This is a genomic window from Neobacillus niacini NBRC 15566 (assembly GCF_001591505.1).
GTDB classification, from domain to species: domain Bacteria; phylum Bacillota; class Bacilli; order Bacillales; family Cytobacillaceae; genus Neobacillus; species Neobacillus niacini.
The window spans coordinates 107,162-131,910 of record NZ_BCVA01000009.1; the positions used below are offsets into that span (position 1 = coordinate 107,162).

The 24,749-nt window shown below is 36.6% G+C and carries 27 protein-coding genes; 9 read left to right on the forward strand and 18 right to left on the reverse strand.

Annotated elements, in window-relative coordinates:
- Nucleotides 1-31: 31 nt before the first annotated feature.
- Nucleotides 32-1,120 carry a tRNA 2-selenouridine(34) synthase MnmH gene (gene mnmH, locus BANA01_RS10320; protein WP_063253054.1) on the forward strand — a complete coding sequence of 363 codons (1,089 nt, stop codon included), beginning with the start codon at nucleotides 32-34 and terminating at the stop codon, nucleotides 1,118-1,120.
- Between the two features lie 50 nt (nucleotides 1,121-1,170).
- On the opposite strand, the gene sda is transcribed toward mnmH, so the two are convergent.
- The gene (sda, locus tag BANA01_RS10325; protein WP_411833677.1) at nucleotides 1,171-1,296 is read right to left on the reverse strand and encodes a sporulation histidine kinase inhibitor Sda; all 126 of its coding nucleotides are present in this window, start codon (nucleotides 1,294-1,296) and stop codon (nucleotides 1,171-1,173) included.
- Nucleotides 1,297-1,503: 207 nt separating this feature from the next.
- On the opposite strand from sda, the gene BANA01_RS10330 reads away from it, so the two are divergent.
- The gene (locus tag BANA01_RS10330; RefSeq protein WP_063253098.1) at nucleotides 1,504-1,710 is read left to right on the forward strand and encodes a DUF6501 family protein; all 207 of its coding nucleotides are present in this window, start codon (nucleotides 1,504-1,506) and stop codon (nucleotides 1,708-1,710) included.
- 45 nt (nucleotides 1,711-1,755) lie between these two features.
- Nucleotides 1,756-2,346: a GNAT family N-acetyltransferase gene (locus BANA01_RS10335; RefSeq protein ID WP_063253056.1), complete on the forward strand. Its 591-nt coding sequence runs from the start codon at nucleotides 1,756-1,758 to the stop codon at nucleotides 2,344-2,346.
- 35 nt (nucleotides 2,347-2,381) lie between these two features.
- Here BANA01_RS10335 and yidC read toward each other — a convergent pair whose 3' ends face one another.
- From yidC to BANA01_RS10360, 5 genes are all read right to left on the reverse strand, one after another.
- Nucleotides 2,382-3,164 carry a membrane protein insertase YidC gene (gene yidC / locus BANA01_RS10340; RefSeq protein WP_063253057.1) on the reverse strand — a complete coding sequence of 261 codons (783 nt, stop codon included), beginning with the start codon at nucleotides 3,162-3,164 and terminating at the stop codon, nucleotides 2,382-2,384.
- An 18-nt stretch (nucleotides 3,165-3,182) separates the two neighbouring features.
- On the reverse strand, nucleotides 3,183-3,488 hold the full coding sequence (locus BANA01_RS10345; protein WP_063253058.1) for a hypothetical protein: 306 nt from the start codon (nucleotides 3,486-3,488) through the stop codon (nucleotides 3,183-3,185).
- A 142-nt stretch (nucleotides 3,489-3,630) separates the two neighbouring features.
- Entirely contained in the window at nucleotides 3,631-4,383 is a 753-nt protein-coding gene (pflA, locus tag BANA01_RS10350; protein WP_063253059.1) for a pyruvate formate-lyase-activating protein, read from the reverse strand.
- 62 nt (nucleotides 4,384-4,445) lie between these two features.
- A complete protein-coding gene (pflB, locus tag BANA01_RS10355; RefSeq protein ID WP_063253060.1) occupies nucleotides 4,446-6,671 on the reverse strand; it encodes a formate C-acetyltransferase in 2,226 nt (741 codons plus the stop codon).
- Between the two features lie 327 nt (nucleotides 6,672-6,998).
- A complete protein-coding gene (locus BANA01_RS10360; protein ID WP_063253061.1) occupies nucleotides 6,999-7,451 on the reverse strand; it encodes a cupredoxin domain-containing protein in 453 nt (150 codons plus the stop codon).
- A 259-nt stretch (nucleotides 7,452-7,710) separates the two neighbouring features.
- Between BANA01_RS10360 and BANA01_RS10365 the strand changes: the two genes are divergently transcribed.
- Entirely contained in the window at nucleotides 7,711-8,853 is a 1,143-nt protein-coding gene (locus tag BANA01_RS10365; protein ID WP_063253062.1) for a D-alanyl-D-alanine carboxypeptidase family protein, read from the forward strand.
- A 31-nt stretch (nucleotides 8,854-8,884) separates the two neighbouring features.
- Here the strand turns inward: BANA01_RS10365 and modB are convergent, their stop codons facing one another.
- The 3 genes from modB to BANA01_RS10380 form a co-directional block, all read right to left on the reverse strand.
- Nucleotides 8,885-9,553, reverse strand: coding sequence for a molybdate ABC transporter permease subunit (gene modB / locus BANA01_RS10370; RefSeq protein ID WP_063253063.1), 669 nt, complete (start codon nucleotides 9,551-9,553; stop codon nucleotides 8,885-8,887).
- A gap of 2 nt (nucleotides 9,554-9,555) precedes the next feature.
- On the reverse strand, nucleotides 9,556-10,338 hold the full coding sequence (gene modA, locus BANA01_RS10375) for a molybdate ABC transporter substrate-binding protein (protein ID WP_063253064.1): 783 nt from the start codon (nucleotides 10,336-10,338) through the stop codon (nucleotides 9,556-9,558).
- 139 nt (nucleotides 10,339-10,477) lie between these two features.
- On the reverse strand, nucleotides 10,478-10,720 hold the full coding sequence (locus BANA01_RS10380; RefSeq protein ID WP_063253065.1) for a YkuS family protein: 243 nt from the start codon (nucleotides 10,718-10,720) through the stop codon (nucleotides 10,478-10,480).
- 98 nt (nucleotides 10,721-10,818) lie between these two features.
- On the opposite strand from BANA01_RS10380, the gene BANA01_RS29070 reads away from it, so the two are divergent.
- Complete coding sequence (locus tag BANA01_RS29070; RefSeq protein WP_082799469.1) at nucleotides 10,819-10,950, forward strand: YuzL family protein; 132 nt, start codon at nucleotides 10,819-10,821, stop codon at nucleotides 10,948-10,950.
- Nucleotides 10,951-10,990: 40 nt separating this feature from the next.
- Here the strand turns inward: BANA01_RS29070 and BANA01_RS10385 are convergent, their stop codons facing one another.
- From BANA01_RS10385 to BANA01_RS10395, 3 genes are all read right to left on the reverse strand, one after another.
- Complete coding sequence (locus tag BANA01_RS10385; RefSeq protein ID WP_063253066.1) at nucleotides 10,991-12,613, reverse strand: ABC-F family ATP-binding cassette domain-containing protein; 1,623 nt, start codon at nucleotides 12,611-12,613, stop codon at nucleotides 10,991-10,993.
- A gap of 403 nt (nucleotides 12,614-13,016) precedes the next feature.
- Complete coding sequence (locus tag BANA01_RS10390; RefSeq protein ID WP_063253067.1) at nucleotides 13,017-13,616, reverse strand: SCO family protein; 600 nt, start codon at nucleotides 13,614-13,616, stop codon at nucleotides 13,017-13,019.
- A gap of 94 nt (nucleotides 13,617-13,710) precedes the next feature.
- Nucleotides 13,711-14,412, reverse strand: a complete 702-nt coding sequence (locus BANA01_RS10395) for a Crp/Fnr family transcriptional regulator (protein WP_063253068.1) — start codon at nucleotides 14,410-14,412, stop codon at nucleotides 13,711-13,713.
- 510 nt (nucleotides 14,413-14,922) lie between these two features.
- Between BANA01_RS10395 and BANA01_RS10400 the strand changes: the two genes are divergently transcribed.
- Nucleotides 14,923-16,848 (forward strand): endonuclease MutS2, encoded by a 1,926-nt coding sequence (locus BANA01_RS10400; RefSeq protein ID WP_063253069.1) that lies wholly within the window; start codon nucleotides 14,923-14,925, stop codon nucleotides 16,846-16,848.
- Nucleotides 16,849-16,873: 25 nt separating this feature from the next.
- Here the strand turns inward: BANA01_RS10400 and BANA01_RS30565 are convergent, their stop codons facing one another.
- On the reverse strand, nucleotides 16,874-17,008 hold the full coding sequence (locus BANA01_RS30565) for a hypothetical protein (protein WP_268875070.1): 135 nt from the start codon (nucleotides 17,006-17,008) through the stop codon (nucleotides 16,874-16,876).
- 99 nt (nucleotides 17,009-17,107) lie between these two features.
- Here BANA01_RS30565 and BANA01_RS10405 point away from each other — a divergent pair, with 99 nt between their 5' ends.
- The gene (locus BANA01_RS10405) at nucleotides 17,108-17,293 is read left to right on the forward strand and encodes a cold-inducible protein YdjO-related protein (protein WP_063253070.1); all 186 of its coding nucleotides are present in this window, start codon (nucleotides 17,108-17,110) and stop codon (nucleotides 17,291-17,293) included.
- A 42-nt stretch (nucleotides 17,294-17,335) separates the two neighbouring features.
- Here the strand turns inward: BANA01_RS10405 and BANA01_RS10410 are convergent, their stop codons facing one another.
- The 4 genes from BANA01_RS10410 to yhfH (BANA01_RS29080) form a co-directional block, all read right to left on the reverse strand.
- Complete coding sequence (locus tag BANA01_RS10410) at nucleotides 17,336-17,587, reverse strand: transcriptional regulator SplA domain-containing protein (RefSeq protein ID WP_063253099.1); 252 nt, start codon at nucleotides 17,585-17,587, stop codon at nucleotides 17,336-17,338.
- Between the two features lie 19 nt (nucleotides 17,588-17,606).
- Nucleotides 17,607-17,777, reverse strand: coding sequence for a hypothetical protein (locus BANA01_RS29890; RefSeq protein WP_169803679.1), 171 nt, complete (start codon nucleotides 17,775-17,777; stop codon nucleotides 17,607-17,609).
- Between the two features lie 104 nt (nucleotides 17,778-17,881).
- On the reverse strand, nucleotides 17,882-18,016 hold the full coding sequence (gene yhfH / locus BANA01_RS29075; RefSeq protein ID WP_082799470.1) for a protein YhfH: 135 nt from the start codon (nucleotides 18,014-18,016) through the stop codon (nucleotides 17,882-17,884).
- 80 nt (nucleotides 18,017-18,096) lie between these two features.
- Entirely contained in the window at nucleotides 18,097-18,231 is a 135-nt protein-coding gene (gene yhfH / locus BANA01_RS29080) for a protein YhfH (RefSeq protein ID WP_082799471.1), read from the reverse strand.
- A 306-nt stretch (nucleotides 18,232-18,537) separates the two neighbouring features.
- Here yhfH (BANA01_RS29080) and BANA01_RS10415 point away from each other — a divergent pair, with 306 nt between their 5' ends.
- Both BANA01_RS10415 and fdhF read left to right on the forward strand, forming a co-directional pair.
- Nucleotides 18,538-21,081: a PAS domain S-box protein gene (locus BANA01_RS10415; RefSeq protein ID WP_063253071.1), complete on the forward strand. Its 2,544-nt coding sequence runs from the start codon at nucleotides 18,538-18,540 to the stop codon at nucleotides 21,079-21,081.
- A gap of 147 nt (nucleotides 21,082-21,228) precedes the next feature.
- On the forward strand, nucleotides 21,229-23,286 hold the full coding sequence (gene fdhF / locus BANA01_RS30325; RefSeq protein WP_369689646.1) for a formate dehydrogenase subunit alpha: 2,058 nt from the start codon (nucleotides 21,229-21,231) through the stop codon (nucleotides 23,284-23,286).
- A 67-nt stretch (nucleotides 23,287-23,353) separates the two neighbouring features.
- Here fdhF and BANA01_RS10430 read toward each other — a convergent pair whose 3' ends face one another.
- A complete protein-coding gene (locus tag BANA01_RS10430; protein WP_063253074.1) occupies nucleotides 23,354-24,655 on the reverse strand; it encodes an MFS transporter in 1,302 nt (433 codons plus the stop codon).
- Nucleotides 24,656-24,749: the final 94 nt, after the last annotated feature.

Below are 24,749 nucleotides of genomic sequence, written 5' to 3' on the forward strand. Positions count from 1 at the left end.
TATTGAGATAGATAAAAAGAGGTGTTAATAAATGAAGGAAATCACAGTTGAGGAATTAACAACGATAAAGAATCCGGTTATTATTGATATCCGCGCGCCTATTGAATTTAAGGATGGTGCTATTCCGGAAGCAATCAACATTCCTTTATTTACAGATAAAGAGCGAGAGGAAATTGGAACCATCTATAAACATGAAGGACAAGCCAAGGCAAAATGGAGAGCCATGGAGATTGTGTCGCCCAAAATTCCTAGTCTGCTTCAGCAAATTAAAGCAGCAATGGTAAATGGGGAAGAGTTAATCGTCTATTGCTGGCGTGGGGGGATGCGCAGTAAAGCTGTTGTAACCTTTTTAGAATTTGCCGGCATTTATGTGATGCGTCTAACAGGTGGTTATAAAGCATATCGACAATACATTCTTCAGCAAATCCCAACAATGTTTCCTGAAACAGCAATTGTATTGCATGGTCTAACGGGCGTTGGAAAGACGGAAGTTTTGAAGAAATTAAAAGCAGCTGGATACCCAACACTTGATCTTGAGGGAATGGCAGCTCATCGGGGATCCATTTTTGGAACGATTGGACTGGGAGAGGGCAATAATCAAAAAACGTTCGATTCTCTTTTATACAAAGGACTTCAGGAGGTACAAGGTTCCACTCATTTTGTGATGGAAGCAGAAAGTAAACGGATTGGGAAAGCTGTCCAGCCCGAAGAGCTAATGGATAAAAAAATGCGGGGAATCAATTTCTATATTCACACTCCTTTAGAGCAACGGGTTAAGCATCTGATAAATGAGTACGTGATTCCTTATCAAAATGAGCCATGGTATCACGGTCAAATTGCGCTTGGAATTGAAAAGATTGTAAGAAGAATAAAAGATAATGAAATGAAAAAAATGTTAGTCAAATCTTTGGAGAATAAGGATTATCAACAAATGATCGGCATTTTACTCGAACATTATTATGACCCACGCTACGATCATGCAACGCTTGAATACGATGGTAAATTCATTGATATTTATGCGGATGATTCGGACGTTGCGGCTATCAAAGTGATGGAAGAAATAGATAAACTTATGGTAAAAAAGAATGAGGTATTTGAAGGGCAGATAAAGGCCCTTTAGGGATGAAAAAACCGCCGTACAAATATCGGCGGTTTTTAAGTATATAAAAGTTATTGTTTCTTGAATGGCCTCAATCCACGACGTTTTATTTCATCTCTTAAAATCTGTATCCACTCTTTTTCCTTTCCGGATTTTAAAGCATCCCGATACGTCACCACTAACAGCTCGTTACTCATTATCTTCAACTTTGCAAGCCTCCTCGGAATAATGGATTGAATATTCAGTTTTTACAATTGTAATCGTTTTCTTGCCGTTTGAGAACCTTTTTCACAAATTTGTAATAAAAAACACAAAGGGAACTTGAATGGATAATTTAGTTGCACTACTGTATGAGCTTTGATTATACTAAGGAATAGTTATATTTGGAAAGGAAAGGTGCAAGGATGATTCATTTAACATGGCGCGAGCGTGAAACCTTAAAAAGAGTAAAATGTGTTCATACGGATGCTAAAAAATATATTGTGAATAACGCATTAACTGCCGGAAAAATCTATGATGTTAAAAATGAAACGGAAGAGTTTTATTATATTATTGATAATACCGGAAAAGTGGGCGGATTTTACAAAGAATATTTCCAAAATGTAGACTGATGGGCTTTTGCCTGCAGTCTCTTTTTTTGAATGAGGGGGACTAGTATGAAGTTATGGGATGAGCAGTTTGAATTAAAAGGGGAAATGGTCAGATTACTTCCAATCAGCTATGATCATTTAGATGGATTGTGGGAAGCAGCCCAACCTGACGAGATATGGACGTTTATGGCTACTGTAGTTAGGAGTAAAGAAGAGATGGAGCAGATGATTGTTTCGGCCATTAATAAAAGAGATAAAGGAAATGAATACACGTTTACGGTTGTAAATCAGGATGACCGTATTATTGGAAGCACTAGATTCCTCGATATTTTACCAGAACATAAGAGTTTAGAAATTGGCTCTACATGGTATCATCCAGATTTTTGGAGAACAAGAGTAAACACTGAATGTAAGTACCTGCTTCTAAGTCATGCTTTTGAATGTTGGCAGTTAAGGCGCGTTCAACTTAAAACAGATTCTCGAAACTTCCGATCACAACAAGCAATAGAGCGAATTGGAGCTGTAAAGGAAGGAACGCTAAGGAAGGACCGAAAAATATCGGGTGGATATGTTCGTGATACTGTCTTCTATAGTATTCTCCTGGAGGAGTGGGGAACAGTAAAGAAGGAATTAGCAAGGAAACTTGGTGTACAATAAAAAAGCATTGGGGCTCCAATGCTTTTTTACCCTTATTAATTTGTGCTTGCATTTATTTCTGTCTGTTTTACCTTTTTATATAACTTTCTGCTTAGCCATGTTTGTAGAATTAAAAATGTACCGCCTACTGCCCAATATAGCGGCAGTGCTGCAGGTGAACTAAAAGAAAACATAACAATCATGAGTGGAGACAACAGTCCCATAAATTTCATTTGCTGTTGCTGAGCAGATGGCATACTAGACTGTGAAACTTTAAATTGGAAATAATAAATCACACCCGCAATGAGGGTAATGATGATATCAGGGTCTCCAAGACTAAACCATAGAAAACGGTGGCTAGCAATCTCTTCTGAGCCGCGAATTGCATAATAAAAGCCCGTTAAAATCGGCATTTGAATCAGAAGTGGCAAACATCCCATATTTAGTGGATTTACACCATGCTTCTGATAAAGCCCCATTAATTCCTGCTGCATTTCTTGCTTCTTTTTTGGATCCTTTTCTTCTTTCATTTTCTTTTGGATAGCTTCCATTTCTGGCTTCATAACATCCATTTTTTCTTTCATGTTCATTTGATTTCTATATTGCTTTAGCATAAACGGCATTAATATAAGTCTAATGATAAGGGTAATGAGGATAATCGATAAACCATAGCTTCCATTGAAAAACTCAGCTAAAAAATGAATAGAAACAGCAAATGGTTCAACAAAATAAGTATTGAAAAACCCATCACTCTTTCCATTTGCTCCAGAACAGGCTGATAGAAGCATAGTAGTAAATGCTAATAGTAGTAATATTGGTAAAGAACGTTTGATTTTCATATTTCCTCCTAGGATTGCTTAAATTGTTTTTAGTTTAAATAGGTAGGAGGAAATAGGTTCTTCTGTATCGCCCTGCGAACTCTTTTTTCTACGAATATATTTAAATATTCGAATTAAAATGATGTTCCTGTGTAGAGAAGATTTCTTCTTATAGTTAAACAATGGGTGATTTATTTTTGTATGTGTAGGCTCACTTATGGTTCCCATAAACGAATATTCTACATTCATTGCCCAAAGTAATTTAATGATGACTCCGAAATATAGGCTTAAATAAAGTGTTTCTAAAGCATTTGCATCTGTAAAATCAATGAGCAATTGGTACAAAAATAATCACCTCACTTTTGTTATTATGGATATGAGTATAATGGAGAAAGACCAAAGAATCAATTGAATCCTTCTGGAAAAGGCATAGTAGGAATATTCACTCAAACATGAAAGAATGCTGCCCATACAGACAGCATTCTGTTTATTTCACTATAGAAGGTTTATTCCAGTGGGCAGTAATCATTTTATAAGCAAATTCCACGTTCTCTTCTGAAGGTGGTTCTACATGATTCAATGGATATTCGAGTCCTAGTGCTTCCCATTTATATACACCGAGCTTATGATATGGGAGAATTTCAACCTTTTGCACATTTTCTAGTGTTCCAATAAATTCTCCAAGCTTTTGAAGATCCTCAGGATGATCAGAAACGGTGGGAACGAGAACATGGCGGACCCATATTGGAACTTTACGATCAGATAAAAATTTTGCGAATTCAAGAATATGATCATTTGCCATACCGGTTAATTGAATATGCTTTTTACGGTTTTTATGTTTTAAATCGAGCAAAATCAAGTCGGTATACTGTAATAACTCTTCAAGCTGTTCAATAAATAATTTAGAGTGTGAGAAACAGCCACCAGAAGAATCTATGGTCGTATGAATCCCTTTCTTTTTACATTCCTTAAACAACTCAGTAAGGAATGGTACTTGGAGCAGTGGTTCCCCGCCGCTAACCGTAATTCCTCCACCTGATGATTGGATGAAGGGAAGGTAGGACATGAGATCATCCATGATTTCGGAAACGGTCATCTGTTTGCCGCTGCCGATTTCCCACGTATCAGCGTTATGGCAAAACTGGCAGCGTAATAGGCAGCCTTGTGTAAATACGACATAGCGTATGCCTGGTCCGTCGACTGTTCCTAATGTTTCAATAGAATGAATATTTCCGTTCATGTTGATGATCCCCCTTTATTTTTAAAGCAGGAGCCCCTTAACAAGGAGCTCCACAGTATATTTTACAGTGATTCGTGGAAAGTACGGTTAATAACGTCTAGCTGCTGTTCTTTTGTTAATTTGATGAAGTTAACCGCATATCCAGAAACACGAATAGTTAATTGTGGATATAATTCTGGATGTTCCATTGCATCCAATAATGTTTCTTTATTAAATACGTTAACATTCAGATGGTGACCAGATTTAATTGCATATCCGTCAAGGATTGATACTAGGTTACGTACTTGGCTATCTTCTTCTTTCCCTAATGCTTTAGGAACAATGGAGAAAGTATTAGAGATTCCGTCCATTGCAGAACTATATGGAAGTTTCGCAACGGAAGAAAGGGAAGCTAGTGTACCTTTCGTATCACGGCCATGCATTGGGTTTGCACCTGGTGCAAAAGGTTCCCCAGTACGACGGCCATCAGGTGTATTACCAGTCTTTTTACCATAAACGACATTTGATGTAATCGTCAAGATAGACATGGTATGAACGGAGTTACGGTAAGTTTGGTGCTTACGTAACTTTTTCATAAATGTTTCAACGATTTCAACCGCTATGCTGTCAACACGGTCATCGTTATTCCCGTATTTAGGGTATTCTCCGCTTGTTTCAAAATCAACAGCAAGGCCGTTTTCATCACGAATTACTCTTACTTCACCATATTTAATAGCACTTAAAGAGTCAGCAACTACGCTCAATCCTGCTATACCTGTGGCCATTGTACGTAAGATTTGAGAGTCATGTAATGCCATTTCAATTCTTTCATAGCTATACTTATCATGCATATAGTGAATTACATTCAAGGTGTTAATATACAATCCTGCAAGCCATTCCATCATTTGATCAAACTTTTGCATTACTTCATCGTAATTTAACACATCAGAAGTGATTGGCTGGTATTGCGGGCCAACTTGAATTTTTAATTTCTCATCTACACCACCGTTAATAGAGTAGAGAAGAGCTTTTGCTAGGTTTGCACGAGCGCCGAAGAATTGCATTTGTTTACCAATTTCCATAGCGGATACACAACAAGCAATTCCATAATCATCACCATACTCTGGACGCATAATATCGTCATTTTCGTATTGAATAGAGCTGGTCTTAATGGATACTTTTGCACAATATTTTTTAAAGTTTTCAGGCAGCTGTGGTGACCATAACACGGTTAGGTTTGGTTCCGGAGCTGGACCTAAGTTATCTAAAGTGTGTAGGAAACGGAATGAGTTCTTTGTAACAAGTGAACGGCCATCTTGAGCCATACCACCAATAGATTCTGTTACCCAAGTAGGGTCACCAGAGAATAAGTCATTATAATCAGGTGTACGAGCAAATTTTACTAAACGAAGCTTCATAACAAAGTGGTCGACTAATTCTTGTGCTTCCACTTCAGTTAAAGTTCCATTTTCTAGATCTCTTTCTACATAAATATCTAAGAAAGTAGATACGCGACCAAGACTCATTGCAGCACCATTTTGCTCTTTGATGGCTGCTAGGTAACCAAAGTATAACCATTGGAATGCTTCAGCAGCAGTTGTTGCTGGCTGTGAAATATCAAAGCCGTGGCTGCTGGCCATTTCTTTTAATTCTTTCAATGCACGAATTTGCTCAGCAATTTCTTCACGAAGACGCATATTGTCTTCTGTCATTACTTTGCTAGTATTTTTTTGATCTTTTTGTTTTTCTTTGATTAAGAAATCCACACCATATAATGCAACACGGCGATAGTCACCGATAATTCGGCCGCGGCCGTAAGCATCAGGAAGTCCAGTGATGATCGCTGCTTTACGTGCCAGCATCATTTCATCTGTATAAGCATCGAAAACACCTTGGTTGTGAGTCTTACGGAACTCTGTAAAGAATCTTTCAATATCAGTATTTAATTCGTAACCATATGATTCTAAAGCAGCTTTTGCCATCCGAATTCCACCGAAAGGCTGCATAGAACGATTAAACGGCTTGTCAGTTTGAACTCCAACCACTTTTTCAAGTTCTTCATTAAGGTAACCAGGAGTGTGAGATGTGATCGTAGATACTGTTTCAGTATCCATGTCTAAGACTCCGCCTTTTTCACGTTCCTGTTTAGTTAGTTCCATTACTTGTTCCCAAAGCCTGTTTGTTGCGTCAGTTGCACCTGCAAGGAAGCTGTCGTTACCTTCGTATTGATTATAGTTTTTTAGTATGAAATCACGTACGTTAACTTCTTTTGTCCAAGTACCTTTTGTAAAACCTTTCCATTGTTCCATGATTATTTTCACCTCGTAAATTTGTATGAGATTTAATATAACAGTGTTGCTGTTATTTCTTAACTTGAGTGTAACAGATTTTTTGTGAGTGAAATCACGTATATTGTTAACATATTGTGAAGTCTCGTTTTTAATAGGTTTTTAGTAGTTGTTTTTGAACTTTTTATGAACGAATTCTAATAGTGGGAAAATCTGTACTATAATTAATTCGTAATCTGTTTAATCTGTTATATAAGAAAAATCCAATGATATCAACATGTTCATAGTGGAAACCTATGAAACAGATATCGATTTAAAATGAAAAAAACAGGAGAATAATCTCCTGCTTTAATCGACGATAATATCCGCAATCATCGGACCATTATGCTCTCTATCCCCATGAATTTCACAAATCAAACGATAAGTACCTTCTTTGTCAATTTGAAGGGGTACGTGTGTTTCTTCCCCTTTTTTTACGGTGCCTTTAATTTTTGTACCTTCAATATAAAACGGATGCTCTTCACCGTTAACCCCGCTAATGTATAAGTTTACTTTTTCCCCTGCGTCTAGATGTATAGTACCTGGATCCCAACGGTATACTTCAATTTCCTTACCTTCTTTTGTTTTACTGTTATATTCAACTGTGACCATATGAATTTCTCTATTCTTATCAGTAGCAGTTTGATTAAAAACAGTCGTATCTCCTGCTTTTAACAAAAACCATGCAGAAATGGTTACAAGCAGGAAAGCAGTTACTAATATGAAAACTAGTGTATCTTTCTTTAATACTAAAAATTTCATTATTAACCCCCCTATAATTTGTCCTATTTCAAGTGTATGCAGAGAAGGGAGGGAAACTTGTCTCTTTTTTAAAATTTTTTCTATAAGCTCGTACACATAATATAGAAATTGTAATTATCTTTGTATTCAATTATATTAAAATTATTTCATTATAACACCAAACACTTGTCGGTTGAATAACAGTTCTTTTAATAATATTTACAACCTAAAATATTTTGATAAAATCAGATGATAACAGAAAAAGTAAGGATGTTGGAAATTGTCAAAATTAGTTTCTTTATTTATTGTCTTGACATTTATTTTATCAAATCAAGGTAATGTTTACGCGGAAGAAAAACAGTCTTTAGAGATAAAAAGTGAAGCTGCCGTATTAGTAGATTCAGAAACAGGTGCGTTATTATATAGTAAAAATAGTAAAGAAAGATTATACCCTGCTAGTTTGACAAAAATTGCTACAGCTATTTATGCAATCGAAAATGGAAATCTTGATGATGTTGTCACAGTAGGTGCAAGAGCCGTAAAGGAAGAAGGAACTAGAGTATATTTAGTTGAAGGGGAAAGAGTACCTTTAAAAAAGCTGATTCAAGGAATGCTCATTAACTCAGGGAATGACGCTGCCGTAGCCATTGCTGAACATTTAGATGGTTCGGTTGAACAGTTTGCTGATAATATTAATAAGTATTTAACGGAGAAGATTGGTGTGAGTGATACTCATTTTTCCAATCCCAATGGATTATATAATGAAGATCATTATACAACCGCATTAGATTTAGCCTTAATAACGAATTATGCAAAAAAGAATCCCATTTTTTCAGAGATCTTTGGAACAAAAGAGCTAGGATGGAGTGGTGAATCGTGGAAAACGACACTGCTCACTCATCACCGCCTTTTAAAAGGTGAAATTCCTGCAGAGGGTATTACGGGCGGAAAAACTGGCTATGTGGATGAATCAAAGCATACATTGGCAACAACAGCAGAGAATGAAAATATAAAGCTGACTGCGATTGTGCTAAAAGCTGATAGCAGCAAGGCTTCATATAGGGACACCAATAAGCTGATTGAATATGGTTTTTCTAATTTTACACACCGTACAATAAAACAAAATGAGCGATTTACTATTCATAAAAAAGAATATTATGCTAAAAATGATATTGTCATTACGGTGCACGTTAATGGGTCTAAAGAAAGCATTACAGACCAAGGCATGCTTCAAATTGTAAACAACGGTCAAGTGTCACAATCGATACAACTTGAAGTAAAGGAACCAAAGCCGATAAAAGTTAAAGATGAAAAACTGTTATCTAGTGAACAGAGCAGTTTTAATGCTATTTATGGAATTATTGTATTAGGACTTGCAGGACTACTTATTGGAGTTAGAAAAAGATTAGTGAAAAAACAATAAGCGCGTAAAAAGCCATGAAGAGAACACCTCTTCATGGCTTTTTTTGTACGATAGCCGCAATGAATAACATAAGGATAGAAATCAATACCATTGATAGAACGAATGACCAAGCTAAACTCATGTTACCAGATTCCATTGCAACATATATTGCTGTTGGTGCTGTTTGTGTTTTTCCTGGGATATTTCCAGCGAACATTAATGTTGCCCCGAATTCACCAAGTGCCCGGGCAAAGCTCATAATCATGCCGGAGATAACCGAGGGAAGTGTCAGTGGCAGGGAAACGAATAAAAATACCTTCATTCTGCTTCCACCATCGACACCGGCCGCATCTTCAATATCTTTATCGATGGATTGAAAGCCTAGTTTTACTGCTTGGTACATAAGTGGAAAAGCAACGGTGGTCGAGGCGATAATGGCTGCCCAAGGAGTAAACATGATGGACTGTTGAAAAAGATCCTCGATAAATGCCCCAATAGGGCTATTCCTTCCAAAAAAGTAAATCAATAAAAAACCTATTACAGTAGGAGGCAGAACGATAGGGAGCATAAGGAAAGTTTCTAGCAGAATCTTTCCTTTAAATTTCTTGTTATATAATAGTCTTGCAAAAAGGATACCAAAAAAACTTACAACAATGACCGATATCGTGGCTACTTCAAGAGAGAATCTAAGGGGGTCCCAAAAATTATTAGTAAACATCATCATCAATCCAATACAAAAAATCCATATTTTTCAAAAATGCTTTTAGCTGTTTTCCCTTGTAAGTAAGAAAGAAATACTTCAGCCTCTTTTTTATTAGCTGACGATTTTATTATCCCTGCAGGGTAAATAATAGGTTCATGCATTTGTTTATCTGCAGTTGCCACGACTTTTACTTTATCAGATATATAGACGTCTGTCATATAAACAATACCTGCGTCCACATTTCCAGTTTCCACATATGTTAGGGCTTGACGAACATCCTTGGTTTGAATAACGATTGGTTGGAGCGTTTCCCAAAGTCCTAGATTTTCAAGTGTTTGTTTTGCGTATTTCCCGGCTGGAACAGATTGTGGTATGCCAATAGCAATTTTATTGATTTGGTTAAGCTTTAAATCAGTAAATCCGTTTATGTTCGCAGGCTTTTCTTTGTTGGTCACCAAAACGAGTTCATTCCCTAATAAATCCACCTGAGTTGATTTATCAATTAAATCTTCTTGAATTAATTCAAGAAAGGGGTCATTTGCAGCGGAGAGGAAAAGATCAACGGGTGCTCCCTGGAGTATCTGTTGTTTTAATGCACCAGAACCACCGATATTATATAAGAGTTTTATCTGAGGATTTTCGTTCTCAAAATTCTTTTTTATTTCAATTAGTACCTCATTAAGGCTTGCCGCAGCAGAAATGGTTAATTCTACTGTTTCCGTTTGTCGGGATTCTTTTGGAGAACATGCCGATAGGGCAATGAACAGAAAAATAGCCATACCAACAAGAATAGGGTTCTTCATTCAATACTTCCTTTCAAAATCTATCAAAGTTACTTCTATATTATAACGAATGATTATTTTTCCTGAAAGTATGGAATAAGAAAAAACTGCCTGGGCGGCAGTTTTAAGTATAACCATCATTGTCCTATGTTGTTGGAACTTATTGAAGTCTGCTTTCTACCTGCTGGCACACTTCTTCCGCACTCATCCCATTAGCTTCAATAACCGAACCTTTTGTAAAGGTATCCTGCATTCCCATAACATTTGAATCTAAACCAGTCACAACACAGCAATCGCAATTTTGTGCATCTGATTCTTGTCTTAGTTGAACTACATCATGTCCTTTTTCCCTTAATGCTTCTAGAACAGCTGTTAGGGATTCTTCTACTCCAATTCTTGCCATACAAAACACCTCCTTACAAGATTATCATGCCAAAGTTCCATTGAATTATTCTGTATAAGTCACGATATTCTTCAGAAACTAAAAAAGGAGGTGTAATCATGGGAAAGCGTAAAAAGGATCCATCCACCATTGGCTTAGCGTCACCACAAGTTGAAGGCCAAGGAACAACCACAACAGAAACAGGAGCAAGGGAAGCTTCATCCTCGCGCAGAAAACAGAAGAGGGATTAATAAAGAAAAAAGCGGGCACAAGTTGTGTCCGCCTTAATTTTTACTTATTGTACATTTCTGCCACTTGTTTTTGAATTTCACTATTTTCAAGATATTCATCGTACGTCATTTGCTTATCAACTAATCCATTTGGAGTTAATTCGAATACCCGGTTAGCGATGGTTTGGATAAACTGGTGGTCATGTGAGGAAAAGATAAGAGACCCTTTAAAGTTTATTAAACCATTATTTAATGCTGTAATGGATTCCAAGTCAAGATGGTTTGTTGGTTCATCAAGAAGTAAAACGTTCGCTCCATTTAACATCATTTTAGAAAGCATACAACGTACTTTTTCTCCTCCAGAAAGGACGCTTGCTTTTTTAAGGACTTCTTCACCAGAAAACAGCATTCTTCCTAAAAATCCGCGTAAAAAGCTTTCACTTTCATCTTTAGGTGAGAACTGGCGAAGCCAGTCAACTAGATTTAAGTCGCTGTTTTCAAAATACTCGGAGTTATCCTTAGGGAAATAGGCCTGTGAAGTGGTAATACCCCATTTGAAGGTTCCGCTGTCAGCTTCCATTTCACCCATTAGTATTTTAAATAGAGTTGTTTTCGCAACTTCATTTGGTCCAACAAGAGCAATTTTATCACCTTTGTTCATAAAGAAGCTTACGTTATTAAGGACTTTTACGCCGTCAATTGTTTTTGTTAACCCTTCGACCATTAATAAATCATTACCAATTTCTCGTTCAGGTGAGAACCCTACGAAAGGATAACGGCGGGAGGATGGTCGAATGTCGTCTAGTGTGATTTTATCTAATAACTTCTTCCGAGAAGTAGCCTGCTTTGACTTAGAAGCATTCGCACTAAATCGAGCAATAAAAGCCTGTAGCTCTTTAATTTTCTCTTCCTTCTTTTTGTTTGCATCAGAAGTGAGTCTTGTAGCCAATTGACTAGATTCATACCAGAAATCATAGTTACCTACATAAATTTGAATTTTACCAAAGTCTAAATCGGCAATATGAGTACAAACTTTATTTAAGAAGTGACGGTCATGGGATACAACAATGACTGTATTTTCAAAGTTGATTAAGAACTCTTCTAGCCATTGAATGGCCTTAATATCTAAATGGTTCGTCGGCTCATCCAATAGTAATACGTCAGGTCTGCCAAAAAGAGCTTGTGCAAGAAGTACTTTAACCTTTTCTGAACCGGTTAATTCTGCCATTTTTTTATAATGTAAATCTTCACCGATTCCTAGTCCTTTTAAAAGAATCGCTGCTTCGGGCTCTGCTTCCCATCCATTTAATTCAGCAAACTCACCTTCAAGCTCAGCAGCTTTCATACCATCTTCATCCGTAAAGTTTTCCTTCATGTAAATGGCATCTTTTTCTTGCATGACTTGATAAAGTCTTGCATGACCCATAATAACAGTCTTTAAAACTTCTTGTTCTTCGTATTCAAAGTGGTTCTGTTTTAATACCGCCATCCGTTCATTTGGACCGAGTTGAACTGTTCCGGTTTGAGATTCAATTTCTCCAGAAAGTATTTTTAAAAATGTAGATTTTCCAGCGCCATTGGCACCAATTAGACCATAGCAATTTCCAGGAGTAAATTTAATGTTTACATCTTCGAATAACTTTCGATCACCATATCTTAAACTTACGTTACTTACAGTTATCATTTATAATATCCTCCAACAGCAAAATATCTACTAATTATACCATTAAAATGGGTGAAGAGCGAATTCTTTGTTGAATGAGAGTAATTAATAGTAAAAAATAAAAGATATTGCAGAAAATTTTTCTAATTTTTTTTCCTAGTTTTCACACTTTATTCATATTTTTGTTGTAGAATTGGTTTAAAGAAGTATTGAAGGAATGAAGTAGGTGAGAAGTATGTCGAAAAAGCAGCTTACTGAACTTGTAAATAAGTTAAAACAGGCCGGAATAAAAGCAAGTTTAACAAAACCAAAGTCCAATTACCTATTATCTCTACAGCAAATAAAAAAGTATCCTTCTTCCGTGAATTAAATAGGTATTAAAAAGCGATTAATCCCAAGGACTAACCGCTTTTTTTATCTTCTCTTATTCAATTTCATCCATAATCTCTTCATAGACTTCCTGCTTATCAAACTCTTCTCCCATTGGGAACTTAGAAATAAATTTATTGTTTTTATCAATTAAATAGGTAAAGGATGTATGGACAAATTGACCATTGCTAGGGTCTTTATATTGGAATTGAAGTGATTCTGCAACTTCCCTAATCTTTTTTTGATCGGCTTTGATATTTTCTTGATCACCCGTTAGGAAAATCCAATTATCAGAATTAGTAATTTCGAAAGCGTTCATATATTTTTGTAACACTTCAGGTGTGTCTCGGTAAGGGTCAATGGTAATCGTCACAAACTGAATATCTTTACCGAAGACCTTATTTTTTTCTAAATCACTCTTTAATTGCACCATCTTTTGCGTAGTGGTAGGGCAAATATCTGGACAATTTGTATAAATGAACTCCACAAGCTTTAGTTTTTTATCTTCTCCAAAATTGAGTTGTTTTCCATTTTGGTCGATTAAAGTGATATTAGCTGGTACTTTCGCGCTTGCATCTCGAATGAGAAAAAAAGAAATTCCAGCCGTAATCAATAGGAACACTGCTAAACTGCATATTAGATAGATTTTTTTCATGTTTCTCCCTCCTATCTACTAAGATAAAGAAGTTTTTTGAAAAAAGATGTGGATATTTCGTGAACAAAATAGCTTTATGGTGACGAGGAACTTATTAGTCAATCGTACAATGGGAAACAGGGCAGTTTTCACAATCATTTTCATGCTTAAGATAATCGAGATTATGAATGATGATTTTTTTATGGTCTATCGTAATAATCTTCTTCTTTTTCAAATCGCCTAGCATTCGGCTGATGATTTCCCTAGCAGTTCCGCAGAAATGAGCTAAGTCCTGAGTCGTGATTGGTACGGTTAGGTGTATTCCATCCTCTTTCTTCAAACCATAGCTGTTTGACAGTCGAATTAATGTAGAATAGAGAGCACCTTTTTTTCCATAGAGCACTAAATCTCTGAATTTAGTCATTGTCCTTCTAATATGATCATTCATCCACTTAATAAACTCATAGCCTAGATTACTGTTTTGAAATAATGCTTTTTCGAGGCAATCTAATTGAATACCCGCCACATGACCATCTTCCATGACTCTGGCATTGAAAATATACCGTGGATCTTGGGTAAAGAGGGTTAACTCTCCAACAATGTCATGCTCAGAACATAAACGTAAATAAAGTTCTTGACCCTCGGCATTCATTTTTGAAATTTGGATTCGTCCGGAAAGGATAAGAAACATTTCAGATGCATGCTGACCTTCTTGAAATAGAAAAGATCCTTTTTTTATTTCAATCATTCTTCCGGCAGAATGTAAAAGTTCTATTAATTCATTGATAAGCAGATTCTCGGTTTGATCCGTAGTCATATCTCCCACCTGTTCTAATTAATTTGACTTACTCTAATATTACGTATTAAACAAGCAAAGAAATAGTCAAATAAAGACCAAAATTGTTAAACATTTTTGACGTTTTTGCATATATTAAAGATAGTAAATGAAAGCAAAGATTCATTTTGACATTTGTTTCTAGTTATTGTATTCTTTAAAAGAATCAATATTTTCTAATAAGGGAGTATGTTGTATGTTAGGTGTCGTTCTTAACTAATCCAATCAATTGGATATTTTCATTCCTTTGTAACCTTGTTCGTTTTTAACATGAATGAAGGTTTATTTGAGTACGGTATTGGAATGAAGTTAAGAACAATGGGCATACCAAGCATACATGATTTTACCGTGCTGCTGTGTACAATCCTGTAGACAGTTTTTTTATGGATAAATAATGTATAGTTTAACGAGCATTTACTCGTTTTATTTTAGCTTAGCCGCAATGACATTGTTCATTGCGGCTATTTTTATTTTATTTTGGAGGGAAAAACATTGAATTCACATACATTTAAGGTTTTGGAAGTACAAAAAATTAAAGAGAAAATAGCGGAATTTGCTTTAACAAATGAAGGTAAAGAAAAAATTTATAATCTTGTTCCATCTACACACTTGAAACAAGTTGAAGCTTGGTTAGATGAAGTTTCTGAGGCAGTTGAAATACTTAAGAAGAGTTCAAGTGTGCCTGTCCATGGGCTGGGCGGGATGGAAGCCATCTTGTCAAAATTAAATAAAGGGATAGCTATGGGTCCTGATCAGCTATCTAAGCTGTATGATTTTTTAGATTGTTGTGGGAAGATGCGCCGGTTCATGGCGGATAAAGAATTCTACGCACCAAGAGTTTCATCATATGTAGCAGTGATTGAGGAGCTGCCAGACCTTGCAGGGGAAATTATGCGGTGTATTCGGAATGGCAGGGTAGATGATTATGCTACTAAAGAATTATTGAAAATTAGAAAACAGATTGCTATTCATGAGGAGCGGCTTAAAGAAAAAACGATGCAGCTTATTCGATCAAACAAATATAAAACCTATTTACAAGAGAACGTTGTGAGCCAAAGAGATGGCAGGTATGTGATTCCTATAAAGAAGGAATATCGAAATAAAATTAAAGGCTCAGTTTTAGATACGTCCGCTTCAGGTTCTACCATATTTATTGAACCTGAAGAAATTGCTCTTTTTCAAGACCAGTTAACGTGGCTGCTAGCAGATGAGGATGTGGAAGTCCAAAAGGTTCTGACCTACTTAACAGGACTAGTAGAAGAGAAAGAGCACCAAATTCGTATTGCAATCGAAACGATGGTCCATTATGATTTTTTGTTTGCAAAGGCGAAATATAGCCGGTCTATTAATGGAGCAAAAGTTAAGGTTAATGATGAGAAACAGATAAGGTTACTTCAAGCACAACATCCGCTTCTAGGTGATAAGGCGGTTCCGTTGTCATTGGAGATGATGGAGGGAGAAAGTGCACTCGTCATAACCGGGCCGAATACAGGGGGTAAAACGGTAAGTATTAAAACAGTAGGTTTATTGACAGTCATGGTACAGTGTGGTCTGCATATCCCGGCTTCTGCAGAAAGTAATCTTAGTATATTTCAGCGTATTCTAGTGGATATTGGTGATGGTCAAAGTATTACTGAGAATCTAAGTACGTTTAGCTCACGGATCGTCAACATCATTGAAATCCTTAAGGATACTAATGACCAAACCTTAGTTCTTCTTGATGAGCTGGGTTCCGGAACTGACCCAGGAGAAGGAATGGGTCTCGCTACTGCCATATTAGAGCAGCTTTATAACAAAGGAGCAATACTTTTAGCTACAACTCACTATAGTGAAATAAAAGAGTTCGCTGAAGATCACCAAGGATTTATTAATGGATCAATGGAATTTGATATTGAGACACTAAGCCCGACGTACCGGTTAAATATAGGCAGAGGAGGAGAGAGTCAGGCGTTTGCTATTGCCTTAAAGCTTGGAATTCATCCGAAAATCATTGAGAGAGCACATCAAATTACGTATAAGGAAATTAAAACCTACGACAACAAAGAAACGGATATCTTAAAGCAGAAGGAATTAGAAAAACAAGTAATGGTTAACAAATATAAAAATAGAAAAAAATTGATACATTCCGATGTGAAAATTACTGAATACAGAAAAGGAGACAATGTGAAGATTTCACCGGCAAATGACTTCGGGATTGTTTATAGCGGCCCTGACCAGCAAGGAAACTATATTGTGCAAGTGAAAGGTGAGAAAATTGCGATCAATCATAAAAGATTAAAACTATATATTACCGCCGCAGAGCTTTACCCTGCAGATTATGATTTTGATATCATTTTTGAATCGAAAGAGAACCGCAAAAAAAGTAAAATACTATCCAAAAGACATGATGATGAGATTATTATTGAACATGAAAATTAAAGAAGTAGCCTTCCAAATAGGAAGGCTATTTTTTATTTGCATATTGTTCCGCAAGCAGCTGTTTCACTTGGTTATAACTTAAGCCTGACTGGTTATTTAATCTTTTTACTTCTTCAATATCTGTTCCAACTACAGTTAATTTTTTTTGGTGTGGTTTCATTAATATTATTCCTTCCTTATATTGTTATGGCAAAGATTGTTTTTTTAGCAATGAAAAGGATACTTTTGGTACATACTATAAAAAAAGGAGGCGGTTCCCATTTTTTATGGTAAAAGGGCTAAAGATGAAGAAGTTGAAGTAATTATGCTTGAAACCGAGATCTATTCTTGTATGGATGACGCTTGCATAGGCTGGATGAGAAAGGATTTTGTAACGGACGATTTGCTTTGCCCTATGTGTGGTAACGAAATGGCTGCAGGTATAAGAGAGCTTCCGAAAATATAATAAAGTAATTATTAAAAAGACTGTCAAAATTTTGACAGTCTTTTATTCATCTCCAAAATCAAAAAAATGACCCTCAAATGCTTTCTGTGCTGATTCCGATGAAGGAAAGAGAGCATCATCGTCCTCGATGACATGAAAGGTTTCGTTTAGGAATAATGCTAGGGCATTTGGATCCTTCGGGTGGGCAACAATTTCAGCAGGTCTTATATTCGCAACAGTTGGTACATGTGGATTACGATAGATCACAAACACCTCATCTCCAGGTTTAGCACTCGAAATATCAACCATATCCATATCCATTTACCTTCCTCATTTATAAATTTTCATTTTGCTGGCGAATTTCATCTCCGGTAATTAAGATATTTGCATCCTCAAGATCCTTATGTCGGTCAACCGACTCACCAGGAACATATTTTTCAGTGGGATAAATACCTCCATGTATGGATGTTTGCTTCTTATTGGATGAACTAGAATCCTTACCCATTACAAACACCTCCTTATATAAGCTTTTGCGTTCTGAATGGGGTTTATTCCTTCCTTAATTTTTCAAAAAAAAACTCCCCGTTTTGGGGAGCTTGGTAACTGGTTCTATTCATCTTTATGTGCTAAACAGCGATCGCATTCCATTAAGTAACTTTCTGCTTGTTCTTCCATGTGCTGCCCGCATTGTGGGCATTCCTTATTCGGCAGATTACGGAAAAATTCAACTGGACTAATTAACATTAGGAAAACCTCCTCTTTTTTAATACAGTGTATTAACTTTTTATTTGTTGTAGTACAGTACGACTAAAAAAAACTTCTTTCTATTCTTCTCTTTTTGCTAAGCAGCGGTCACATTCCATTAAATAGCTTTCTGCTTGTTCTTCCATGTGCTGCCCACATTCCGGACATTCCTTCTTTGGCAAAGTACGGAAAAATTCAACTGGATTCATTAACATTTAAAATTCTCCTCCTTTTTTAATACAGTGTATTAACTTTTCATCTGTTGTAGTACAGTATAATCAAAAAAAACTAATTTGTGTAGTCCTTTTTTAAAAATAATTTAATTTTTTTGAAAAATGATACATTTAACCTGCATTTAGATTATCTACAGGAAGGGCCCTAATTATGTACGGTAAAACCAAAACATTTGGTTATAATATTATAAATTCGACAATTTTGTGAACAAAAACACTTCCCTACCGCAATTGATTACATTACAATCAGAGTAGAAAGAGAATAGGTCAAAAGGGGGAAGGCTGTAAATGGATACAGTTTCAGGAGAATTTCATCCATTTTTGATTGTAATCGCCATAGGATTAACAATTATGGCTTCATATACAGGTTTAGATATGTTTACTTTGATAAAAAATTCTAAGAATAATAAAAGACTATTATTTCTTGGCGGTTCTTTATCAATGGGTGTTGGAATTTGGGTAATGAATTTTGTTGGGTTAATCGCGGCTGATATTAATCGCTTTTCTAGTTACCAAATACCACTGACAATTTTGTCCATCTTTATAGGAATCGCTTTTTCAGGGATGGCGTTCATTCCTCTATTTGGGAAGGTAATTAAAAGTATTCATTTATTTATCGGAAGCATATTCTTAACGACAGCTGTTTTTGCGATTCATATTATAAGTATTTACGCGATGAACTTGACGATTCAATACAATATTCCTCTTTTTATTTTTTCCGGACTATTAATATTGGGGTCCTTTTTATTTTCTTTATGGATCCTTTTTTCTTCAAAAACCTTTACAAAAGGAAACCAAACTTGGCTAAAACCAATCAGTGCTCTGATTATATCAGGTGCAATTGCAGAAGGGCATTTTCTTTTAAAAAGAGCTTCAACGATTATTTCAGCCAATAATCCAGTAAACGGGGCGAATAATGAAGAAACTTTTTTAGTATATCTAGTTTTATTTGTGACAGTTTTAATTATTAGTGGATTAATTGCCTCGAGTACGTTGATTAGTAAGCAGCTTGCGGAATCAGATACAAACTTAAAGGATATTAAAGACGCTTTAGATGCTTCGACCATTGTGGCTATTACAGATCCTGCTGGGAAGATAGTTTTTGTAAATGATAAGTTTGAAGAAATCTCAAAATATAGTAAGGAAGAAATTATTGGGAAAAACCATCGCCTATTAAATTCGGGATACCACTCAAAAGAATTTTTTCAGGAATTGTGGTCAACCATTCAATCAGGCAAGATATGGCGTGGAGAAATTAGAAATAAAGCCAAAGATGGCTCCTTATATTGGGTGGATACCACCATTGTCCCTTTCTTAGACAAAAAAGGTAAACCGGTCCAATATATTGCTATTCGTTCTGATATTACGAATCGAAAGAAAGCGGAAAAGGCGCTGTTGGAATCGATTAAAGAAACACGGGATATCACATTTGCACTTGACCAATCTTCCATTATAGCGATTACCGACCAAAAGGGGAAAATTACAAGTGTAAATGATAAGTTCTGCGAAATCTCGAAATACAGTCGTCCCGAATTACTTGGTGAGGATCACAGGATATTAAATTCTGATTATCATTCAAAGGAATTTTTCAAAGATCTCTGGCGGACGATTGGTCAGGGAGATGTTTGGAAGGGTGAAATATGTAACCGCGCTAAAGATGGAACTCTCTATTGGGTGGATACGACCATTGTTCCCTTTTTAAATGAAAATGGGAAACCGTATCAATATGTTGCCATTCGAACGGATATTACTGACAGAAAAAGAGCCGAAGAAGATTTAAAAGAATCCATAAAAGATAATACAGATATTCGCTTTGCACTTGACCAATCGACGATTGTGGCATTTACAGATGCAAGAGGAATCATTACAAGTGTAAATGATAAATTCTGTGAAATATCTAAATATAGCCGTGAAGAGATTATTGGGAAAGATCATAGTATCTTAAATTCTGGCCATCATTCCAAGCTGTTCTTCAAAGATTTATGGAAAACGATTGGCGAAGGAAAGGTTTGGAAAGGTGAAATAAAAAATAAAGCAAAAGATGGAACACACTATTGGGTGGATACGACGATAGTTCCTTTCTTGAATGAAAATGGGAAGCCGTACCAATATGTAGCGATTCGTAATGATATTACAGAACGGAAGAAAACAGAAGAAGTCCTCCATCGACAAGATAAGCTGGCTGCTGTTGGACAATTAGCAGCAGGAGTAGCGCATGAGATTCGAAATCCGCTTACATCTATGAAAGGATATGCAGAGTTCCTAACATTAGATGAACAGGACCCAGAGCGCTTAGAATTTATCAATATCATTCTCGATGAAATTGAGAGGGTGAATACCATTGTGGAGGATTTTATGGTATTGGCCAAACCGAAGATGGTCGAACTAGAAGAAAAGAATGTAGTTCCAGTGATTAAAAACGTGGTTTCACTGCTTGAATTTGAAGCAAGGAAGAAGCATGTGAAACTTTCATTTGATTGCCCACATGAAATCATCCAAATTGAATGTGATGAAAACCGCTTAAAACAGGTGTTTTTGAACTTTATCAAAAATGGTATTGAAGCAATGCCAAACGGCGGAGAATTGCATGTAAAAACCATGATTCATGATAATAACGTCCAAATCTCCATTCAGGACACAGGCATCGGGATACCAAAAGAAAAACTAAAACAGCTTGGTGAACCTTTCTATACTACAAAGAAAAATGGAAACGGACTAGGATTAATGGTCAGTTTTAAAATTATTGAAAATCATAATGGAAAAGTGTTTGTTGAAAGTGAACCAAATAAAGGAACTACCTTCAATATCCTATTGCCAGCGAAACCAGCATGAAAAAACGGAAGTTATCCACTTCCGTTTTTTTATTTAAAATTTTTCAAAAAATAGACAATTATTTTTTGAAAAATTAAAGCTACTTTTAGGTTGAATAGATTAATATGTTTATATAAGTATTAATGATTCAATTTAGGAGGGGAAATTTTGGGAGAAGCAAATCTTGTCAAAACTATTTGCGGTTATTGCGGCACAGGCTGCGGTTTAGTGCTTGAAGTAAAAGATAATCGAATTATTAAAATTCGCGGTGACAAAGAAGCACCTGTTAACAAGGGTCAGACGTGTGTAAAAGGTGCATTTGCCTATGAATATGTTCACTCGAACAAAAGATTATTCCATCCACTCATCCGAAAAGCCGGGCAATTAGTAGAAACAACCTGGGATGAGGCATATCAGTTTATTGCAGACAAGTTATCTTCAATTAGAGATACATGGGGCCAAAGTTCTATCTCCATGTTTGCCTGTGCTAGAACAACAAATGAATCCAATTACATTACTCAAAAATTTATGAGGACTGTAATTGGCAGTAATAATATCGACGGATGTAACCGTACGTGACACGCTCCGAGCGTTGCCGGTCTGGCAACTGTATTTGGAAGCGGTTTCCCAACGAATACTTTAGAGGATTTTGACCGAGCCGAAGTCTTGCTGTTAATGGGATCTAACACGACGGAGGCACATCCTATAATTGCTAACCGCATTAAAAAAGCAATCAAGAATGGTCTTAAGGTAATTGTTATTGACCCGAGAAAAATTGATATGGTTAAATTTGCTCACCGCCATCTTCAGATCAATGTCGGGACAGATATAGCGCTGATAAATGCCTTCCTTCGGGTAATTATAAAAGAAGACTTGTATAATAAAGAATTCATTGAACGATTTACAATTGATTTTGAGTCATTAATCAAACAAGTAGAGAGATACACACCTGAATATGCTGCTTCCATAACTGGCTTGAGTGCAGAGGATATTGTAACAACAGCAAGGGAATATGCAAGTTCAAGCAGTTCAATGATTGCCTATACACTGGGGATTACAGAACACCACTGTGGTGTGAATAATGTCTTTGATATAGCCAATCTTGCTTTATTGACTGGAAATATCGGCAGGCAGGGAACTGGAATTATGCCATTACGTGGGCAAAACAATGTCCAAGGTGCAGGAGATATGGGATGTTTACCTAACCAGCTGACAGGGGCAATGAGTATAGCGAATGATGAATTCCGTACACGTTTTGAGGAAGAATGGAAGGTTACGCTAAATCCGCATGCGGGAGACACACAAACAAGAACTTTTGACCGACTCGAAAATGGTGAATTAAAGGCGCTCTATATCATTGGAGAAAATCCTTTGCTAGCGGATGTTCATATGAACCATACGAAGGAATTAATGAAAAAGCTAGACTTGCTAATCGTTCAGGATATTTTCCTAACAGAAACTGCCGAAATGGCAGATGTCGTTCTTCCGGCTTGTTCTTGGGGAGAGGTGGATGGAACCTATACCAACACAGACAGAAGAATCCAAAGAGTACGTAAAGCGGTTGATCCAGGACCAAATGTAAAAGAAGATTGGGTCATTCTAAGTGAGTTGTCAACGTTAATGGGATATCCAATGAACTATTCAAACAGTGAAGAAATTTGGAATGAAGTGAGAAAACTTGCTTGGGAGATGTATGGCGGTATTTCTTATGAAAGACTTGAGAAAGAATATAGTATTCATTATCCATGTCCAACAGAAGACCATCCAGGTACATTTGTTATGCATGAGAGATTTCACAATCAGGAGACTGTTGGGAAAAAGTCACCATTTGTCCCAGTTGATTTCACACCGCCTATGGAGCTTCCAGATGATGAATATCCTTTTACACTAACGACAGGCAGACGGTACGAGTCATATAATACCCATTCGCAAACTCGTTACTATGCTTCTGGTGTAAAAGTAAAACAAACGGAAGAAACAGTTGATATTCATCCGGACGATGCCAAATCTCTAGGGATTAGTGACGGTGAAGTGGTTCAAGTTCGGTCTCGAAGAGGAGAGCTAAACGTGAAGGCGAAAATTACGGATCAAGTCGTTCCTGGACTTGTATTCATGAGCTTCCATTGGAGCGAAACACCGACGAATGTTTTAACACTAAACGAATATGACCCGATTTCTGGAACCGCAGAGTATAAAGCATGTGCGGTAGCCATTACGAAGATTTAAATTTAACAATAGTAAAAAGCACGGAATCGTATTCCGTGCTTTTTACTATTAATATAAAGGCAGGGGATTAGCCGGCTTGCTTGACCATTTGTTTAACTGTTGTTGCTTTTCTTTGATAGTAGAAATAGTTCAGTGCAAACGCAATGACATAGAAACCAATAAAGAAATAGAATGCTGTTACTGGTGTACCTGTAGTATTAACGGACCATCCAAATAGCTTAGGGATTAGGAAGGAACCGTAGGCTGCAAATGCTGCAGAGAACCCAATTACTGGTGCTGCTTCTTTTGGTATGAAAATGGTTGGAATCATTTGGAACGTTGATCCAGAACCAATACCAGAGGCTAGGAATAATACAAGGAATGAAGCTAAGAAACCAGCAAACTGTTTTAGATTTAAGAAATAAATAACCCCTAAAGCACCAATGGCCATCGCAACAAAGACATATGCCGTTACGCGCGCACCGCCCAATTTATCTGCCATCCAGCCGCCAACAGGTCTTGCAGCAGCTGCTACTAATGCACCAAGGAATGCCAGTGAGATATATTCAGGAAACTGTGATTTCAATAATAGCGGGAAAGCCGCTGAATAACCAATAAATGAACCAAATGTTGCTACATACAGTGCTGTCATAATCCAAGTGTGTTTTCGTTTAACAATAACAAATTGGTCTGCTACAGATTGCTTTGCACCTGGGACATTATCCATTTTGAAATAAGCTAGTACAGTCATGATTACAATGGGAATGACCCAGATAAATGCTGCATTTTGTAACCATATTTGTTGACCGTTTGCTAAAACTTGACCTTTACCAGCAAAAGCGAAAGCACCTGTTGTAACGATTAATGGTGTAACAAATTGTACAACAGAAACGCCCATATTTCCTAACCCGCCGTTAATACCTAACGCTGTACCTTTTTCTTTTTTCGGGAAGAAAAAGCTAATATTTGCTGAAGAGGAAGAGAAGTTCCCTCCACCAAGACCACAAAGTGCTGCTAACAATAACATAATCGAGAATGGTGTATCTGGATTTTGTACTGCAAATCCAATGCCAATTGCCGGTATGGCTAAGACGCCAGTCGAAATAACCGTCCAGTTTTTACCGCCTATCGAACCGACTGCAAAAGTATAAACAAAGCGAAGGGTTGCGCCCACGAGACCTGGAATTGCTGCTAATGTGAACAATTGTTCATCTGTAAAAGCGAAGCCGATATCATTTAATCTAATTGCAACAACAGACCAAATCTGCCAAACAATAAATGCAAGCATGAGAGATGGAACTGAGATCCATAAATTACGCTTTGCGTGTTTTTTTCCTTCTGAATTCCAAAATTTTTCATCCTCAGGATTCCAATAATTAATTCGTGCCATATTTATCTCTCCCCTAAATCCACATTTGTTTTTAAAGTGGATGTTCTTTGTGTTATCACTATAAAACACATGCTAACATGATTTTTGTGACGTA

Bases quoted from the DNA above. Each gene is read 5' to 3' on its own strand.
- mnmH (WP_063253054.1), top strand. From the start codon at position 32: ATGAAGGAAATCACAGTTGAGGAATTAACAACGATAAAGAATCCGGTT.
- sda (WP_411833677.1), bottom strand. From the start codon at position 1,296: ATGAGTAACGAGCTGTTAGTGGTGACGTATCGGGATGCTTTAAAATCC.
- BANA01_RS10330 (WP_063253098.1), top strand. From the start codon at position 1,504: ATGATTCATTTAACATGGCGCGAGCGTGAAACCTTAAAAAGAGTAAAA.
- BANA01_RS10335 (WP_063253056.1), top strand. From the start codon at position 1,756: ATGAAGTTATGGGATGAGCAGTTTGAATTAAAAGGGGAAATGGTCAGA.
- yidC (WP_063253057.1), bottom strand. From the start codon at position 3,164: ATGAAAATCAAACGTTCTTTACCAATATTACTACTATTAGCATTTACT.
- pflA (WP_063253059.1), bottom strand. From the start codon at position 4,383: ATGAACGGAAATATTCATTCTATTGAAACATTAGGAACAGTCGACGGA.
- pflB (WP_063253060.1), bottom strand. From the start codon at position 6,671: ATGGAACAATGGAAAGGTTTTACAAAAGGTACTTGGACAAAAGAAGTT.
- BANA01_RS10360 (WP_063253061.1), bottom strand. From the start codon at position 7,451: ATGAAATTTTTAGTATTAAAGAAAGATACACTAGTTTTCATATTAGTA.
- modB (WP_063253063.1), bottom strand. From the start codon at position 9,553: ATGATGTTTACTAATAATTTTTGGGACCCCCTTAGATTCTCTCTTGAA.
- modA (WP_063253064.1), bottom strand. From the start codon at position 10,338: ATGAAGAACCCTATTCTTGTTGGTATGGCTATTTTTCTGTTCATTGCC.
- BANA01_RS10380 (WP_063253065.1), bottom strand. From the start codon at position 10,720: ATGGCAAGAATTGGAGTAGAAGAATCCCTAACAGCTGTTCTAGAAGCA.
- BANA01_RS29070 (WP_082799469.1), top strand. From the start codon at position 10,819: ATGGGAAAGCGTAAAAAGGATCCATCCACCATTGGCTTAGCGTCACCA.
- BANA01_RS10385 (WP_063253066.1), bottom strand. From the start codon at position 12,613: ATGATAACTGTAAGTAACGTAAGTTTAAGATATGGTGATCGAAAGTTA.
- BANA01_RS10390 (WP_063253067.1), bottom strand. From the start codon at position 13,616: ATGAAAAAAATCTATCTAATATGCAGTTTAGCAGTGTTCCTATTGATT.
- BANA01_RS10395 (WP_063253068.1), bottom strand. From the start codon at position 14,412: ATGACTACGGATCAAACCGAGAATCTGCTTATCAATGAATTAATAGAA.
- BANA01_RS30565 (WP_268875070.1), bottom strand. From the start codon at position 17,008: ATGAAACCACACCAAAAAAAATTAACTGTAGTTGGAACAGATATTGAA.
- BANA01_RS10410 (WP_063253099.1), bottom strand. From the start codon at position 17,587: ATGGATATGGTTGATATTTCGAGTGCTAAACCTGGAGATGAGGTGTTT.
- BANA01_RS29890 (WP_169803679.1), bottom strand. From the start codon at position 17,777: ATGGGTAAGGATTCTAGTTCATCCAATAAGAAGCAAACATCCATACAT.
- yhfH (WP_082799470.1), bottom strand. From the start codon at position 18,016: ATGTTAATTAGTCCAGTTGAATTTTTCCGTAATCTGCCGAATAAGGAA.
- yhfH (WP_082799471.1), bottom strand. From the start codon at position 18,231: ATGTTAATGAATCCAGTTGAATTTTTCCGTACTTTGCCAAAGAAGGAA.
- BANA01_RS10415 (WP_063253071.1), top strand. From the start codon at position 18,538: ATGGATACAGTTTCAGGAGAATTTCATCCATTTTTGATTGTAATCGCC.
- BANA01_RS10430 (WP_063253074.1), bottom strand. From the start codon at position 24,655: ATGGCACGAATTAATTATTGGAATCCTGAGGATGAAAAATTTTGGAAT.